A 15,492-nucleotide genomic window follows, 5' to 3' on the forward strand; every position below is an offset into this window, starting at 1 on the left:
GCTAAATTTGTTCCATCACAAACCGTCTTGTGGCCGCATCAATTTCCAAAATTTCCTCTAAGCTCGGTCGTGCAATGACATTGTGATGGTTCATTGCTTTTTCAATGAAGTCTTCCACTGTTAAGAAATCAATTCTCTTTTGTAAAAAGGCTTCAACAGCTACTTCATTCGCTGCGTTCATTACAGCTGGCATACTTCCACCTGCTTTTCCAGCTTCATACGCAAAACGTAAACAACGGAATCGTTCTTGGTCCATTTTCTCAAAATGCAACGTCCCTATTTCCCATAAGTTTAACTGTTTTGTGTCTGAAAGAGGCAATCTATCAGGATATGTAAGTGCGTATTGAATTGGTACTCGCATATCAGGTGAACCAAGCTGCGCCATTACACTACGATCTTCAAATTCAACCATAGAATGGATAATACTTTCTTTATGTAAAACAACATCGATTTGCTCATAAGGGATACCAAAAAGCCAATGTGCTTCAATTACTTCTAGTCCCTTATTCATCATTGTAGCAGAATCAATTGTAATTTTCGAACCCATTGACCAGTTTGGATGTCGAAGCGCATCTTCTACGGTCACACGATGCAATTCATCCCTCGTTTTATCGCGGAAACTTCCACCAGAAGCCGTTATAATAAGACGAGAAATTCTTTTTTCATTTTCACCATTCAAGCATTGAAAAATAGCCGAATGTTCACTATCAACTGGAAGTAACGAAACATTATGTTTTCGTGCTGCTTCCATTACAAGATGTCCTGCAGTTACTAACGTTTCTTTATTTGCAATTCCAATTGTTTTTTTCGCCTCAATTGCACGAAGTGTTGGTAACAACCCTACGCTACCTACAACAGCATTTACTACAATCTCCGCATCTGGATGTAATGCTACTTCTAAAAGTCCTTCACTACCATATACAATTTTTGTATTACCAGAAACAGATTGTAATTTTAAAACATCTTCCTCTCTTTGCACAGAGACGATTTGCGGAGAAAATTCTTGAATTACCTTTACTGCGTAGTCAATATTTTTCCCTACAGAAAAAGCAACGAGACGGAATTGGTCTGGGTGCGAGCGTAATACATCTAAAGTTTGTGTACCAATTGATCCGCTTGCACCTAATAAACTAATGTTTTTCATGACTCCAACCCCTCGTTCATTTATTAATTGTATTGTAATAAGAAGTAGAGAATTGGTAAAACGAATAACCAACTATCTGTTCGGTCTAATATACCACCATGCCCAGGTAAAATTGTACCTGAATCCTTTACGCCATAATGACGTTTAAAAGCAGATTGTACTAAATCACCAATTTGTCCAAAAATAGAAATGATAATTGTCAGCACAATTAAAATTACTATATTCGATTCGACTGGGAAGAACACGTTGTAAACAAGTGCCACAATAATTCCACAAACGATGCCCCCTAATGAACCTTCAATCGTTTTATTTGGACTGATTTCAGGCCACAATTTTCTCTTGCCCAATGCTTTTCCTACGAAATATGCGCCTGAATCAGTAGCCCATATAACAAATAATGCGCAAAATACATATTTAATTCCTAATATTCTCGTTTCATTTAAATATAAGAATCCCATTGCCACATATGTCGTTGCCATCAGTAAAAATGAAGCATTATCAAAAGTAAATGTATTCTTAGAAAGGACTGTATATGATAAAAGTAATAAAACAATCACAAATGTGATTTCCAATTTACCTAATCCAATCCATGTAAACAGTTCTGATGCACTACTTGGAATTAAAAGAATCCACAATAATACTGCAGCTAAAACTGTTGGTACGGAAATAAGCGTAAGCTTATTCATACGAATTAATTCATATAAACCTATAGAAGCAAGTGCATACACTAAAACCGTAAAAGGCACGCCACCGTATATTACGATGGGAATGAATAGCGCGGCAGCAACCACTCCAGTAATAATTCTCTGTTTCACTACCAAACCCTCTCTTTCTACACGCCTCCGAATCTGCGCCCTCTATGTTGAAAGTCAGTAATCGCATTTAGCAAATGTTCTTCTTTGAAGTCTGGCCAATACACGTCTGTAAACCAAAACTCCGAATATGCAATTTGCCATAACATGAAATTACTAATACGTAGCTCTCCGCTTGTTCGGATTAACAACTCTGGATCAGGTAAAGAACTCGTCATTAAGTAGGAGGAAAGCATTTCTTCACTTACCTCTTCAGAACGAATTTTTCCTTCCTCATTATCTTTCATCATATGTTGCACAGCAGAAACGATTTCATCTCGACTTCCATAGTTTAACGCGAAATTAAGAATTAATCCCGTATTCTCTTTCGTATCTTCCATGGCTTTCTCCATCGCTCTGCGTGTATGCGTAGGAAGACGATCTTTTTGCCCTATTACTCGGACTTGTACGTTTTCTTCAATCAATTCTGGTAAAAATGTACCTAGAAATTCTTCTGGAAGCTTCATTAAATAATCAACTTCCTTTTTCGGTCTTTTCCAGTTCTCAGTTGAAAAAGCATAAAGAGTTAACACTTTCACATTAAGTTTACTTGCAAATTTTGTAATTTTCTTTACAACTTGCATACCTTCATGATGTCCCGCAATACGAGGCATTGCTCTCCTCTTTGCCCATCTTCCATTCCCATCCATAATGATGGCAATATGTTCTGGGATATATCCTTTTTTCACTTCTTCAACGAGATGATCAAACGATGTGTCCTTTTTACCTTTAAAAAAAGGAAAGTTTTTAAACATCATTCATACCCTCCAGCAAGCAGACGTATGCCTAAAAGTGTAAAAAGACCCCCTTAAGAAGAGGGTCATAATTGCGAAGTTATCGCTATTACACTTCCATGATTTCTTTTTCTTTGTTTTTTGCGATTTCGTCAACTTTTGCAATATATTTATCTGTTTCTTTTTGGATATCTTCAGTATATCCTCTTAAATCATCTTCTGTAATCTCGCCAGCTTTTTCAAGCTTCTTAAGATCATCATTTCCGTCACGACGTACGTTACGAACAGCAACTTTAGCTTCTTCAGCATATTTTTTCACAACTTTTACAAGATCACGACGACGTTCTTCTGTTAATGCAGGGAATGCAATACGAATTACAGTTCCATCATTAGAAGGATTTAAGCCTAAATCTGCTTTTAAAATTGCTTTTTCAATATCACCGATAGAAGTTTTATCATAAGGTTGAATTACTAGTAAACGCGCTTCTGGAACTGTAATGTTCGCTAATTGCACAACTGGTGTTGGTGCACCATAGTAATCAACTTGTACCTTATCTAATACAGACGCGTTTGCACGGCCAGCACGAACTGTTGCTAATTCACGAGAATAAGCAGCAACTGCTTTTTCCATTTTTTCATTTGAAGACTTCAATACTTGTTGTCCCATATTTATTTCCCCCTTACCACTGTTCCGATATTTTCGCCTAAAACGGCACGTTTAATATTACCTTTTTCCATAACTGAGAATACAATTAATGGAATATCATTATCCATACATAGAGAAGAAGCTGTAGAATCCATTACACCTAAACCTTCTTTTAATACGTCTAAGTAAGTAAGCGTTTCATATTTCGTAGCTGTTGGATCAATAGATGGATCCGCATTATATACACCATCTACATTGTTTTTTGCCATTAAAATTACATCTGCTTCAATTTCTGCCGCACGTAATGCTGCTGTTGTATCTGTAGAGAAGTATGGGTTACCTGTACCTGCTGCAAAGATAACAACACGTTTTTTCTCTAAGTGACGAACTGCTTTACGACGAATGTAAGGTTCTGCAACTTGACGCATCTCAATTGAAGTTTGTACACGAGTTTGAATTCCGATATTCTCCAAGCTATCTTGAAGAGCTAATGAATTCATAACTGTCGCTAACATGCCCATGTAATCTGCCCCTGCACGATCCATGCCCATTTCACTTCCAATTTTCCCACGCCAAATGTTACCGCCACCAACAACAACAGCAACCTCTACATCAAGTTCTGCAATTTCTTTTACTTGTTCCGCAACTGACTTAATAACAGTTGGGTTAATTCCAAATCCTTGCTCTCCAGCTAAAGCTTCTCCACTTAGCTTTAAAACGACACGATTATATTTCGGTTTACTCATAATGAACCTCCAATTGCTTACATCTTTATTTTAAAAAAGGGAACACAATGTGTTCCCTAATCTGTATTAGTTGCTACCTTTTACTTGGTTCATTACTTCTTCAGCAAAGTTGTCTTCGCGTTTTTCGATACCTTCACCAACAGCGTAGCGAACGAATCCTTTTAATGTTCCGCCTTTAGACTCAACGAACTGACGAACTTTCATATCAGGGTTTTTAACGAATGCTTGGTCAAGTAAGCAAATCTCTTCGAAGAATTTGCCTAAACGGCCTTCAACCATTTTTGCAACGATTTTCTCAGGCTTGCCTTCGTTTAATGCTTGTTGTGTTAATACTTGACGCTCATGCTCAACTTCTTCAGCTGTTACAGCATCGCGGTCGATGTATTTAGGGTTAACTGCAGCGATGTGCATTGCAACATCTTTAGCAGCAGCTTCATCAGTAGAACCTTCAAGAACTGTTAATACACCAATGCGTCCACCCATGTGTAGGTAAGCGCCGAATGCATCTGCATCAGTTTTTGATACGATTTCGAAACGACGAAGTGTAAGTTTTTCACCAATTTTAGCGATTGCTTCGTTGATGTGCTCTTCAACTTTTTTACCGTTTTCCATTGTTTGAGCCATAGCTTCTTCAACGTTAGCTGGTTTGTTAGTTAATAAGTGAGCAGCTAATTCTTTAATTAGTGTTTGGAAACCTTCGTTTTTCGCAACGAAATCAGTTTCAGAGTTTAATTCTAAGATTAAAGCATCGTTACCGTTTGTTTCGATGAAAGTTAAACCTTCAGCAGCAATGCGGTCAGCTTTTTTAGCAGCTTTCGCAATACCTTTTTCACGTAAGAAGTCAATTGCCTTCTCCATGTCGCCGTTAGTTTCTGTTAAAGCTTTTTTGCAGTCCATCATACCTGCGCCAGTTTTTTCACGTAATTCTTTTACCATTTGAGCAGTGATTGCCATACTTTTCATCCTCCTAAAATATGTATTTATACCTTTTATAAAGGTGTTTATACCTTAAAAAAGGTGATAAAAGGCCGAACCCCTTATCACCTTTCCAACTTTGTTACGCAGTAACAGTTTCTTCACCTTGTTTTGCTTCAAGGATCGCGTCTGCCATTTTAGATGTAAGAAGTTTTACAGCACGAATTGCATCATCGTTTGCTGGGATAACGTGATCGATTTCGTCTGGATCACAGTTTGTATCAACGATACCGATGATTGGAATGTGTAATTTGCGTGCTTCAGCAACTGCAATACGCTCTTTACGAGGGTCTACTACGAATAATGCACTTGGAAGACCTTTCATATCTTTAATACCGCCTAAGAATTTCTCAAGACGCTCTAACTCTTTTTTAAGTTGAACAACTTCTTTCTTAGGAAGTACTTCGAAAGTACCATCTTCTTGCATTCTTTCGATGTCTTTAAGACGCTTGATACGCTTTTGGATTGTTTGGAAGTTTGTTAAAGTTCCGCCTAACCAACGTTGGTTAACGAAGTACATACCAGCACGAGTTGCTTCTTCTTTAATAGCTTCTTGTGCTTGTTTTTTAGTACCTACGAATAAGATGTCTCCGCCTTCAGCAGCGATGTCGCGCATCGTTCTGTAAGCTTCCTCAACTTTTTTCACAGTTTTTTGTAAGTCGATGATGTAGATACCGTTACGCTCTGTGAAAATGTAACGCTTCATTTTTGGGTTCCAACGACGAGTTTGATGTCCGAAATGAACACCAGCTTCAAGCAATTGCTTCATAGAAATTACTGACATAATATAGTTCCTCCTAAATGGTTTTTGATATCCTCCGTTTACTTCATCTCTAAGCGAAACTACAAACGTAGCACCAACACTTAAATCAGTAAACGTGTGTACTTTGTACTGACACCACTGCTTACTATATCATACTGAAATATTACAATCAAGTCGAAAATGCGAACAATGTAAAACTTTCTTTGTGCATACTCGAATTCTAGTATTACCAACCTTCATTTCTTTTAAGCAAAAAAATAAATACAATTAATAGTTTTCTCAGAAAACACGCTTATGACACTTTTCACAAGCACCATCTATCCATTGCACATAAAAAACTCTCCTCGATTGAGGAGAGTTTTTTACAAATTAGTTTGTTTTTAATTTAGCAAGTTCCTGTAGAAACTTGTCGTTTAGCACTTTAATGTATGTTCCTTTCATACCTAAAGAACGAGACTCAATAACACCAGCACTTTCTAATTTACGTAGTGCATTTACGATTACAGAACGAGTAATTCCTACGCGATCAGCAATTTTACTTGCAACAAGTAAACCTTCTGTTCCATTTAATTCTTCGAAGATGTGCTCAATCGCTTCTAACTCACTGTAAGATAATGAGCTGATCGCCATTTGAACAACAGCTTTACTACGTGCTTCCTCTTCGATTTCTTCTGCTTTTTCACGTAAGATTTCCATACCTACAACAGTTGAGCTGTACTCAGCAAGGATTAAATCATCATCTAAGAACTCTTGACCAAGACGAGCTAATACTAATGTACCTAGACGCTCACCGCCACCAACGATTGGTACGATTGTAGTTAAACCTTGACCAAATAATTCTCTGTTTTCTACTGGGAATGCTGTGTAAGCACTGTTCACATCTAAGTTTGAAGATGTTTCTGTAATGTTGAATAAGCTTTGTGTATATTCTTCTGGGAATTGACGTTCTGCAAGCATTTGCTTCATGCGTTCGTTTTCGATTTGTTGGTGAATTGCATAACCTAGTAATTTACCACGACGGCTAACTACGAATACGTTTGCTTCGATTACTTCACACATTGTGTCAGACATTTCTCTAAAGTTTACAGGCTTCCCTGCTGCGCTCTGTAATAACGCATTTAATTTTCTCGTTTTTGCTAATAATTCCATTTCAAAAGTTCCTCCTACATGTTACTCACATATTTTTTCATCACTTGGAAACTAGGGCGAGTCACCTGATGACACTATTACAAAATAAACTGGCTCACATCTTTATTTTTAGCAATTGTTGCTAATTTCTCCTCAACGTATTGAGGTGTTATCGTTATTTTCTCTAACGTAATTTCAGATGCTTCAAACGATAAATCTTCAAGGAGCTTCTCCATAATCGTATGAAGTCTTCTTGCTCCAATATTATCTGTATCCTGATTAACTTGATAAGCAATCTCAGCAATCTTACGAATAGCTTCGTCTGAAAATTCAATTTCTATACCTTCAGTCGCTAATAATGCCATATATTGTTTAATTAACGCATTGTCAGGCTCGATTAGTATTTTAACAAAATCGTCTGTCGATAATTTTGTTAATTCTACTCGAATCGGAAATCTCCCTTGCAATTCCGGAATTAAATCCGACGGTTTAGACATATGGAACGCTCCAGCTGCAACGAATAAAATATAATCCGTTTTTACTGATCCGTATTTTGTCGCAACATTCGACCCTTCTACAATCGGCAAAATGTCACGTTGCACACCTTCACGTGATACGTCTACGCTATTCGACTGCTTACCAGCAATTTTGTCAATTTCATCGATAAAAATAATCCCGAGCTGTTCAGCACGATAAACAGCCTCTTGTGTAACTTCATCCATATCAATTAAGCGCTGTGCCTCTTCATTTGTCAAGAGTTTTCTTGCTTCTTTTACAGAAAGTTTACGTTTTTTCGTTTTTTTCGGCATAAAACTTCCTAGCGCATCTTGGAAATTCATTCCCATTTGCTCCATGCCAGTTCCTTGTAACATATCAAACATGGAAGACTGTTGTTCAGTCACTTCAATCGATACAATTTCGTCTTCAAGAAGCCCTGCAGCAAGCTTTCTCTCCACATCTTGACGCTTCTTTTCGATTTCAACATCTTCTTGTGTATCAGACGTTTGATTCGAATTTTGAGTACCTCCAAAAAGCATCTCTAATGGATTTTTGAATCCAGATTGTTTCTCTGGACTCGGTACTAAAATTTCAACAAGACGTTGATTCGCTTGCTCTTCGGCTTTATCTTGAACTTTCACTACCATTTCTTCTTTTACGATACGAACCGATGTTTCCACCAGGTCACGTACCATTGACTCTACATCTCTACCCACATATCCAACTTCTGTGAATTTTGTAGCCTCAACCTTAATAAAAGGTGCTCCAACGAGTTTCGCCATTCGTCGTGCTACCTCTGTTTTCCCAACACCTGTCGGTCCAATCATTAAGATATTTTTAGGTGCAATTTCGTCACGTAAATTTTCAGCTAATTTACTGCGACGATATCGATTTCTCAACGCTACAGCAACCGCTTTCTTTGCGTCTTTTTGACCGATGATGTATTGATCTAATTTTTCCACAATTTGGCGCGGAGTAAAATGTAAATGCATATAAAATGCCTCCCTTACGATTCTACAATTCTTCAACAATTATGTTGTGATTCGTATAAACACAAATATCGCCAGCAATCTCTAAACTCGCTTTCGCAATTTGCTTCGCTGTTAAGTGTTCACTTGCATATTGCTTTAAAGCACGACCTGCAGAAAGTGCATAATTCCCACCAGATCCAATTGCTAAAATACCATCATCCGGTTCAATCACTTCTCCTGTACCTGAAACAAGGAGCATAGTTGTTTTATCCATGACAATGAGCATTGCTTCTAGCTGACGTAACATTTTATCGCCACGCCATTGTTTGGCCATTTCAACAGCAGCACGCTGCAAGTTGCCATTATACTCTTCTAATTTCCCTTCAAACATTTCAAAAAGAGTAAATGCGTCAGCAACTGATCCTGCGAAACCAGCTAAAACTTTACCTTGGAAAAGTTTACGAACTTTACGAGCTGTATGTTTCATTACAACAGCATTTCCCATTGTCACTTGGCCATCTCCAGCCATTGCACATTCTCCATTATGATGAACTGCAAATATCGTTGTAGCGTGGAAATTTCCCATAGAAAAAACTCCTTTATTTGTTTTTATAGCTTTTAAAGCAATTTATGCCCGCGGGTGATGCTTCATGTAAACAGAACGCAATCTTTCTTTAGAGACATGCGTATAAATTTGTGTCGTCGACAAATTTTCATGGCCTAATAACTCCTGTACAGTACGTAAATCCGCCCCTTCATCTAGCATATGTGTAGCAAATGTATGCCTTAACATATGGGGACTTATCCGCATTGTCAGCGAAGCCTTTTTAATGAGTTCATTTAAAACATAACGAACTCCACGACTTGTTAGCGGTTTACCTTTCGCATTTAAAAATACCATATGAGAGTCTTCGTCAGTCTTATTAACTAACTGTTTTCTCCCATTCTCTATATAAGTAATTAAAGAATCTTGCGCATAGCTTCCGAACGGAATATACCTTTGTTTTTTTCCTTTTCCCATTACTAAAATTGTTCCCACCGCAAAGTCAATATCGGTAAGTTGTAAATTGACACATTCACTCACACGGATCCCAGTCGCATACATCAACTCTAACAAAGCTTGATTCCTTTGACCTAATGGTGTTTCCGTGTCAGAAACTTCAAATAATTCCTCTAACTCTTCAGCATATAAAAACTTTGGGATTGACAATTCTTTTTTGGGGAGTGACGCAAGTGCAAACGGATTATCCTTTCGATAACCTTCACGCATCAAAAAACGATATAAACTTCGTAAGCTTGATACTTTTCTTGCGACAGATTTACGGGCTAACTTCTCATCGTGCAACGTCGTTAAGTACAAACGAACATCCGCGTATGTAACGTCTAAAAAAGAGGATATGCCTTCTCGTTCCATAAATTGCACAAAATGTTCTAAATCATTTTGATAACTTGCAATTGTATATTTTGAATAATTTCTTTCAATTTGTAAATATCCAACGAATAATTGTAACAATTTCTTCACATTCACACAACTCACCTCAATAAAGGCTACTAAATCGTATCACAACTTAGTAGCCTTTGCAAGAAATTTAACTAAATATTTACAAAATTTCGAATCGTTTCTAAAGCGCGTGCTGCGTACGCTTCATTTCGTTCTGCTTTCTTTTTAATCTTCTTCTCTAACGGTGCAAATAGACCGAAGTTCGCATTCATCGGTTGGAAGTTTTTAGCGTTCGTTGCCGTAATGTAATTTGCCATGCTACCCATCGCAGTTACTGGCGGTAATACAACTGGCTCTTCACCTTGCACAAGACGCGCAGCATTAATTCCTGCTAATAATCCTGATGCTGCTGATTCAACATATCCCTCTACTCCAGTCATTTGACCAGCGAAGAATAAATCATCCCGTTGTTTATATTGATATGTTGGACGAAGCAAATTAGGTGAATTAATAAACGTATTACGATGCATTACACCATAACGTACAATCTCTGCATTTTCCAATCCTGGAATTAACTGTAGCAATTCTTTTTGCGGTCCCCACTTTAAATGTGTTTGGAAACCTACGATATTGTATAAAGTTCCCGCTGCATCATCTTGACGTAACTGAACAACAGCATATGGCGTTTTCCCTGTTTTTGGATCTTCCAATCCAACAGGTTTCATAGGTCCAAATACTAACGTCTGTCTCCCTCTACTTGCCATAACCTCTACTGGCATACAACCTTCAAAGAAAATTTCTTTTTCAAACTCTTTTAAAGGCACTGTCTCAGCAGCAATTAGAGCCTCATAAAAACGATCAAACTCTTCTTCTGTCATTGGGCAATTTAAATATGCAGCTTCACCTTTGTCATAACGCGATTTTAAATATACTTTATTCATGTCAATGCTGTCTTTTTCTACGATTGGGGCTGCAGCATCATAGAAGTAGAAATAATCTTCTCCTGTTAATTCTTTCAATTTTGCAGAAAGATCAGGAGATGTTAATGGACCTGTAGCAATAATTGTCGGTCCCTCTGGAATATCTGTAATTTCTTCATTCATTACAGTTACATTTGGATGGTTCTTTACGTATTCTGTTACTTTAGCTGCGAACTCATGACGGTCTACAGCTAAAGCGCCTCCAGCTGGTACAGAGCACTCATCCGCCGCACGAATAATTACAGAATCCATTAAGCGCATTTCCTCTTTAATAACTCCAACTGCATTTGTTAAAGTGTTTGCACGAAGTGAGTTACTACATACTAATTCAGCGAATTTATCTGTGTGATGAGCTGGCGTTTGCCTTACCGGTCTCATTTCATATAATCTAACTTGGACACCACGTTTTGCAATTTGGTAAGCTGCTTCACTTCCTGCAAGACCTGCGCCAATGACGTTTACTACTTGTGTTGTCATTTATATCACCTTTCCTTTTCTTCCCGAAAAAAATGTGAGCAGTTACGCTCACATTTGTTGTTCTTCTTCATAATCGCACGAAATACATTGTACTTGCACGCCTTTTTTCAACTTTTTCTCTACAAGCATGCCTTCGCACTTCGGACACTTACGACCAATTGGCTTATCCCAAGATACAAAGTCGCATTCCGGATACGTACCGCACCCATAGAAAAGACGTTTCTTTTTATTACTACGGCGTTCAATAATTTGACCCTTATCACACTTTGGACAAGTAACACCGATTTCTTTCACAATCGGCTTTGTATTACGACAATCTGGGAAATTCGAGCAAGCCATAAATTTCCCGTATTTACCCATTTTAAAGACCATTGGGTGATTACATAATTCACAATCTTCCCCAGCTGGTTCATCTTTAATTTCCACTTCACGCATTTCTTTTTCCGCTTTTTCTAAACGCGGTTCAAAACCTACGTAGAAATCATCAACAATTTTTACCCAATTCGCATTTCCTTCTTCTACTTCATCAAGGCTTTGCTCCATATTGGCAGTAAATTCAATGTTAATAATTTCTGGGAAAAACTCTAAAATAAGTTCAATTACTATTTCACCAAGTTCAGTCGGAACGAAGCGTTTATTATCCAAGCCTACATACCCACGCTTTTGAATCGTTTCAAGTGTAGGTACATATGTCGACGGTCTTCCAATTCCAAGTTCTTCAAGTGTTCTTACTAGGCGAGCCTCTGTATAGCGCGGAGGAGGTTGTGTAAAATGTTGCTTTGGTTCTAAATCCTTTGAAAATACAGTTTCCCCTACTTCTAAAGGCGGCAACATCTTATCCTTTTCTTCAGCACCATCATCTTTTGACTCTACATACACTTTCATAAATCCTGGGAACTTTACAACCGATCCACTTGCACGGAACTGAACATTGTTATTAATGAGTCTCGCTGTCACAGTATCCATTATAGCAGACGCCATTTGACTTGCAACAAATCGCTCCCAAATCAATTTATATAATCGAAGTTGATCACGACCTAAGAAACTTTTTAGTTCCTCTGGCTTTCTCATTACCGAAGTAGGACGAATTGCCTCATGCGCATCTTGTGCATTTGACTTTTTCGTTTCTTTCTTCTTTTCTGTTCCTATGTATTCCGTACCATACGCTTCAGTGATGTAAGTACGAGCCTCTGTTTGAGCTGTTTCTGAGATACGTGTTGAATCAGTTCTCATATACGTAATAAGACCTACAGTTCCTTGTTTTCCAAGATCTATCCCTTCATACAATTGCTGTGCAAGCATCATTGTTTTCTTTGCTCGCATGTTTAACTTACGGGCTGCTTCTTGTTGCAAGGAAGATGTTGTAAACGGTAATGCAGGGTTACGTTTTCGCTCTTTGCGCGTTACATTGTCAACTGAAAACGCATTGTCTTTCATCTGTTCAATTATTTCATTCACTTGCGTTTCATTTGTTAATTGAACTTTTTCACCATCTACACCGTAAAAGCTTGCTTCAAATGTGTCTTTTCCTTTTACAAATTCTGTTTTAATTGTCCAGAATTCTTCAGGTTCAAAGTTTTGAATTTCCCTTTCACGCTCGATGATTAAACGAACTGCTACAGATTGTACACGTCCTGCACTTAATCCTTTTTTTACTTTCTTCCATAATAAAGGACTAATATTGTAACCAACAAGACGATCAAGTATACGTCTTGCTTGTTGTGCATCCACTAAATCCATATTAATTGCACGAGGATGTTTAAATGATTCTTTGATTGCATCTTTCGTAATCTCATTAAACACAACCCGACAATCTGATTCAACGTCCACATTTAACGTATTCGCTAAATGCCAAGCAATCGCTTCCCCTTCACGGTCTGGATCGGCCGCGAGATAGACTTTCTTTGCTTTTTTGGCCGCTGATTTTAAATCTTTTAAGACGGGACCTTTACCACGAATGGTAATATACTTCGGGGTGAAGTTGTTCTTTACTTCTATCCCCATTTGACTTTTTGGCAAATCGCGAACATGTCCCATAGACGCGACAACTTTGTATTTTTTCCCTAAATATTTCTCAATGGTCTTCGCCTTAGAAGGCGACTCCACGATTACGAGGTAATCTGACATGCTAGTGCCTCCTTAAGAGGTGGATTCAAGTCTTCATTAATCTTATTGATTTCTCTTGTTTTTGTCAATCAAGAATGAATATACCATACAGTGCCAATCTACCATTTGTCAATAATTGTTTAATAAAAACATAAAAATATAAGGTTAATTTAAAATCTCTTCCAAGATATCTTCTGCATTTCTTACTAGTTTTGCTCCTTGCTGAATAAGATGATTCGTTCCCGATGCCCCCTCTATAAATATAGGTCCAGGAAGCGCAAACACCTCTCTATTTTGCTCTAACGCAAGGTCCGCAGTAATAAGTGTTCCACTTCTCGATTTCGCTTCTACAACTAAAACACCTTTACTTATACCACTAATAATCCTGTTCCTTTTTGGAAAATACCATTTTTTCGGTGCATAGTGCGGCGGATACTCTGTCAATAACAATATATATTCCTTCCACATTTCATATAAATGTCTATTTTCTTTCGGATACATAAAAGACAATCCATGCCCTAATATCGCAATAGTCGGGCAATGATGCCTTACTGTAATCTCATGAGACATTGTATCTATCCCTTTTGCAAACCCACTGACAATAAGCCACTCTCTTTCTAATAAAGGGTGTAAAATAAACTTCAAACTCTCATGACCATATAATGATGGTTCTCTCGTTCCAACAACTGCTAATTTATTTACTTTATTCAGGAAATCTTTCTCTCCTTTTCCATATAAAACGAAGGGAGGGTCTTGTATTTCACGTAATAATTGCGGATAATCTTCATCCCATACCGTTATATAAAAAATACGATTTTTCTCTAAATAAGATATATATTGCGGAAGATTTGAACTTTGAAGAAATTTTACTAGTTCTGAAGATTTTTCCGAGGACATTCCAGTGTAGTGTTCCATTTGTTTTTCGTTAAAATTATATATGTTCTTTAATTCTGGATCGACATATATTAGCCTCTCCATCGCTTTCCAATAATCTGCTAGCAAGTAATGAACATGTAATAATCTCTCTCTTTTCATCTTGATTCTCCTTACCCATAATTTTTATTATGTAAACAGAAAAAAGTGTAAAAAGACACCCTCAAGTAAGAAGGTGTCTTTCAACAGATTAATAGTTTTTACAAGTCTCAAATAAACCTTTTTCTTTTAAAACAGAGATTAGCGTTTCTCCCATAACTGCTGGAGTTTCAGCTACTTTAATGCCACAAGCTTCCATTGTTTTAATCTTTTCAGCAGCAGTTCCTTTACCGCCAGAAATGATTGCACCAGCATGGCCCATACGTTTGCCAGCAGGCGCTGTTTGACCACCAATGAAGCCTACAACAGGTTTTGTCATATTAGCTTTTACCCATTCAGCTGCCTCTTCTTCTGCTGTACCGCCGATTTCACCAATCATAATTACAGCATGTGTTTCTTCATCTTCATTAAATGCTTTTAAAGCATCAATAAAGTCTGTACCGTTAACAGGGTCTCCGCCGATACCTACAGCAGTAGATTGGCCAATACCTTCTTGTGTTAACTGATGTACAGCTTCATAAGTTAATGTACCAGAGCGAGATACGATACCAACATGACCTTTTTTATGAATATACCCTGGCATAATACCAATCTTACATTCATCTGGTGTGATTACACCTGGGCAGTTTGGTCCAAGTAAACGTGTATGTTTACCCGCCATATATCTCTTTACGTTTACCATATCTAATACAGGAATCCCTTCAGTAATACATACTACTAAATCAATTTCTGCATCAACAGCTTCCATAATTGCATCTGCCGCAAAAGCGGGTGGAACGTATACAACTGAAGCGTTTGCGCCTGTTGCTTTCACTGCATCTTCTACTGTATCAAATACTGGTACACCTTCAATATCAGTGCCGCCCTTACCTGGTGTTACACCACCGACAATTTTCGTACCGTATTCAATCATTTGTTTTGTATGGAATAAACCTTGAGAACCTGTAATACCTTGAACAATAACTTTTGTATCTTTATTAACTAATACGCTCATTTTTCT

15 protein-coding genes are annotated in these 15,492 nt (G+C 37.7%); all 15 read right to left on the reverse strand.

What is annotated here, in order from left to right; all coding sequences use genetic code 11:
• Position 1 precedes the first annotated feature (1 nt).
• Positions 2-1,144 (reverse strand): 1-deoxy-D-xylulose-5-phosphate reductoisomerase, encoded by a 1,143-nt coding sequence (gene dxr / locus HMPREF2590_RS04950; protein WP_050822097.1) that lies wholly within the window; start codon positions 1,142-1,144, stop codon positions 2-4.
• A gap of 23 nt (positions 1,145-1,167) precedes the next feature.
• Positions 1,168-1,959, reverse strand: coding sequence for a phosphatidate cytidylyltransferase (gene cdsA / locus HMPREF2590_RS04955; RefSeq protein WP_000813591.1), 792 nt, complete (start codon positions 1,957-1,959; stop codon positions 1,168-1,170).
• A 17-nt stretch (positions 1,960-1,976) separates the two neighbouring features.
• Entirely contained in the window at positions 1,977-2,753 is a 777-nt protein-coding gene (gene uppS / locus HMPREF2590_RS04960; protein WP_000971296.1) for an isoprenyl transferase, read from the reverse strand.
• An 85-nt stretch (positions 2,754-2,838) separates the two neighbouring features.
• Positions 2,839-3,396 (reverse strand): ribosome recycling factor, encoded by a 558-nt coding sequence (gene frr / locus HMPREF2590_RS04965; RefSeq protein WP_000531501.1) that lies wholly within the window; start codon positions 3,394-3,396, stop codon positions 2,839-2,841.
• Between the two features lie 2 nt (positions 3,397-3,398).
• Positions 3,399-4,121, reverse strand: coding sequence for a UMP kinase (pyrH, locus tag HMPREF2590_RS04970; RefSeq protein ID WP_000042668.1), 723 nt, complete (start codon positions 4,119-4,121; stop codon positions 3,399-3,401).
• Between the two features lie 66 nt (positions 4,122-4,187).
• On the reverse strand, positions 4,188-5,075 hold the full coding sequence (gene tsf, locus HMPREF2590_RS04975) for a translation elongation factor Ts (protein ID WP_001018578.1): 888 nt from the start codon (positions 5,073-5,075) through the stop codon (positions 4,188-4,190).
• 103 nt (positions 5,076-5,178) lie between these two features.
• Entirely contained in the window at positions 5,179-5,880 is a 702-nt protein-coding gene (gene rpsB, locus HMPREF2590_RS04980; protein WP_000111485.1) for a 30S ribosomal protein S2, read from the reverse strand.
• A 348-nt stretch (positions 5,881-6,228) separates the two neighbouring features.
• On the reverse strand, positions 6,229-7,008 hold the full coding sequence (gene codY / locus HMPREF2590_RS04985; RefSeq protein ID WP_000421290.1) for a GTP-sensing pleiotropic transcriptional regulator CodY: 780 nt from the start codon (positions 7,006-7,008) through the stop codon (positions 6,229-6,231).
• A 77-nt stretch (positions 7,009-7,085) separates the two neighbouring features.
• Positions 7,086-8,477, reverse strand: coding sequence for an ATP-dependent protease ATPase subunit HslU (hslU, locus tag HMPREF2590_RS04990; RefSeq protein ID WP_000550087.1), 1,392 nt, complete (start codon positions 8,475-8,477; stop codon positions 7,086-7,088).
• A gap of 22 nt (positions 8,478-8,499) precedes the next feature.
• Complete coding sequence (gene hslV, locus HMPREF2590_RS04995) at positions 8,500-9,042, reverse strand: ATP-dependent protease proteolytic subunit HslV (protein WP_000526272.1); 543 nt, start codon at positions 9,040-9,042, stop codon at positions 8,500-8,502.
• A 42-nt stretch (positions 9,043-9,084) separates the two neighbouring features.
• Positions 9,085-9,984: a tyrosine recombinase XerC gene (xerC, locus tag HMPREF2590_RS05000; RefSeq protein ID WP_001101241.1), complete on the reverse strand. Its 900-nt coding sequence runs from the start codon at positions 9,982-9,984 to the stop codon at positions 9,085-9,087.
• A 65-nt stretch (positions 9,985-10,049) separates the two neighbouring features.
• Entirely contained in the window at positions 10,050-11,354 is a 1,305-nt protein-coding gene (gene trmFO, locus HMPREF2590_RS05005) for an FADH(2)-oxidizing methylenetetrahydrofolate--tRNA-(uracil(54)-C(5))-methyltransferase TrmFO (protein ID WP_000213001.1), read from the reverse strand.
• Positions 11,355-11,402: 48 nt separating this feature from the next.
• Positions 11,403-13,481, reverse strand: coding sequence for a type I DNA topoisomerase (gene topA, locus HMPREF2590_RS05010; protein WP_001286960.1), 2,079 nt, complete (start codon positions 13,479-13,481; stop codon positions 11,403-11,405).
• Between the two features lie 144 nt (positions 13,482-13,625).
• Positions 13,626-14,495: a DNA-processing protein DprA gene (gene dprA / locus HMPREF2590_RS05015; RefSeq protein ID WP_000818058.1), complete on the reverse strand. Its 870-nt coding sequence runs from the start codon at positions 14,493-14,495 to the stop codon at positions 13,626-13,628.
• An 88-nt stretch (positions 14,496-14,583) separates the two neighbouring features.
• The gene (gene sucD / locus HMPREF2590_RS05020) at positions 14,584-15,486 is read right to left on the reverse strand and encodes a succinate--CoA ligase subunit alpha (protein WP_000115178.1); all 903 of its coding nucleotides are present in this window, start codon (positions 15,484-15,486) and stop codon (positions 14,584-14,586) included.
• Between the last annotated feature and the right edge of the window lie 6 nt (positions 15,487-15,492).

The sequence above is a fragment of the Bacillus sp. HMSC036E02 genome (genome assembly GCF_001836235.1).
In the GTDB taxonomy this organism is placed as follows: Bacteria; Bacillota; Bacilli; order Bacillales; family Bacillaceae_G; genus Bacillus_A; species Bacillus_A cereus.

Coding starts and splice junctions, on each gene's coding strand:
- rpsB (WP_000111485.1), bottom strand. CDS start 5,880: ATGTCAGTAATTTCTATGAAGCAATTGCTTGAAGCTGGTGTTCATTTC.
- hslV (WP_000526272.1), bottom strand. CDS start 9,042: ATGGGAAATTTCCACGCTACAACGATATTTGCAGTTCATCATAATGGA.
- uppS (WP_000971296.1), bottom strand. CDS start 2,753: ATGATGTTTAAAAACTTTCCTTTTTTTAAAGGTAAAAAGGACACATCG.
- pyrH (WP_000042668.1), bottom strand. CDS start 4,121: ATGAGTAAACCGAAATATAATCGTGTCGTTTTAAAGCTAAGTGGAGAA.
- dprA (WP_000818058.1), bottom strand. CDS start 14,495: ATGAAAAGAGAGAGATTATTACATGTTCATTACTTGCTAGCAGATTAT.
- tsf (WP_001018578.1), bottom strand. CDS start 5,075: ATGGCAATCACTGCTCAAATGGTAAAAGAATTACGTGAAAAAACTGGC.
- frr (WP_000531501.1), bottom strand. CDS start 3,396: ATGGGACAACAAGTATTGAAGTCTTCAAATGAAAAAATGGAAAAAGCA.
- topA (WP_001286960.1), bottom strand. CDS start 13,481: ATGTCAGATTACCTCGTAATCGTGGAGTCGCCTTCTAAGGCGAAGACC.
- sucD (WP_000115178.1), bottom strand. CDS start 15,486: ATGAGCGTATTAGTTAATAAAGATACAAAAGTTATTGTTCAAGGTATT.
- codY (WP_000421290.1), bottom strand. CDS start 7,008: ATGGAATTATTAGCAAAAACGAGAAAATTAAATGCGTTATTACAGAGC.
- trmFO (WP_000213001.1), bottom strand. CDS start 11,354: ATGACAACACAAGTAGTAAACGTCATTGGCGCAGGTCTTGCAGGAAGT.
- hslU (WP_000550087.1), bottom strand. CDS start 8,477: ATGCATTTACATTTTACTCCGCGCCAAATTGTGGAAAAATTAGATCAA.
- dxr (WP_050822097.1), bottom strand. CDS start 1,144: ATGAAAAACATTAGTTTATTAGGTGCAAGCGGATCAATTGGTACACAA.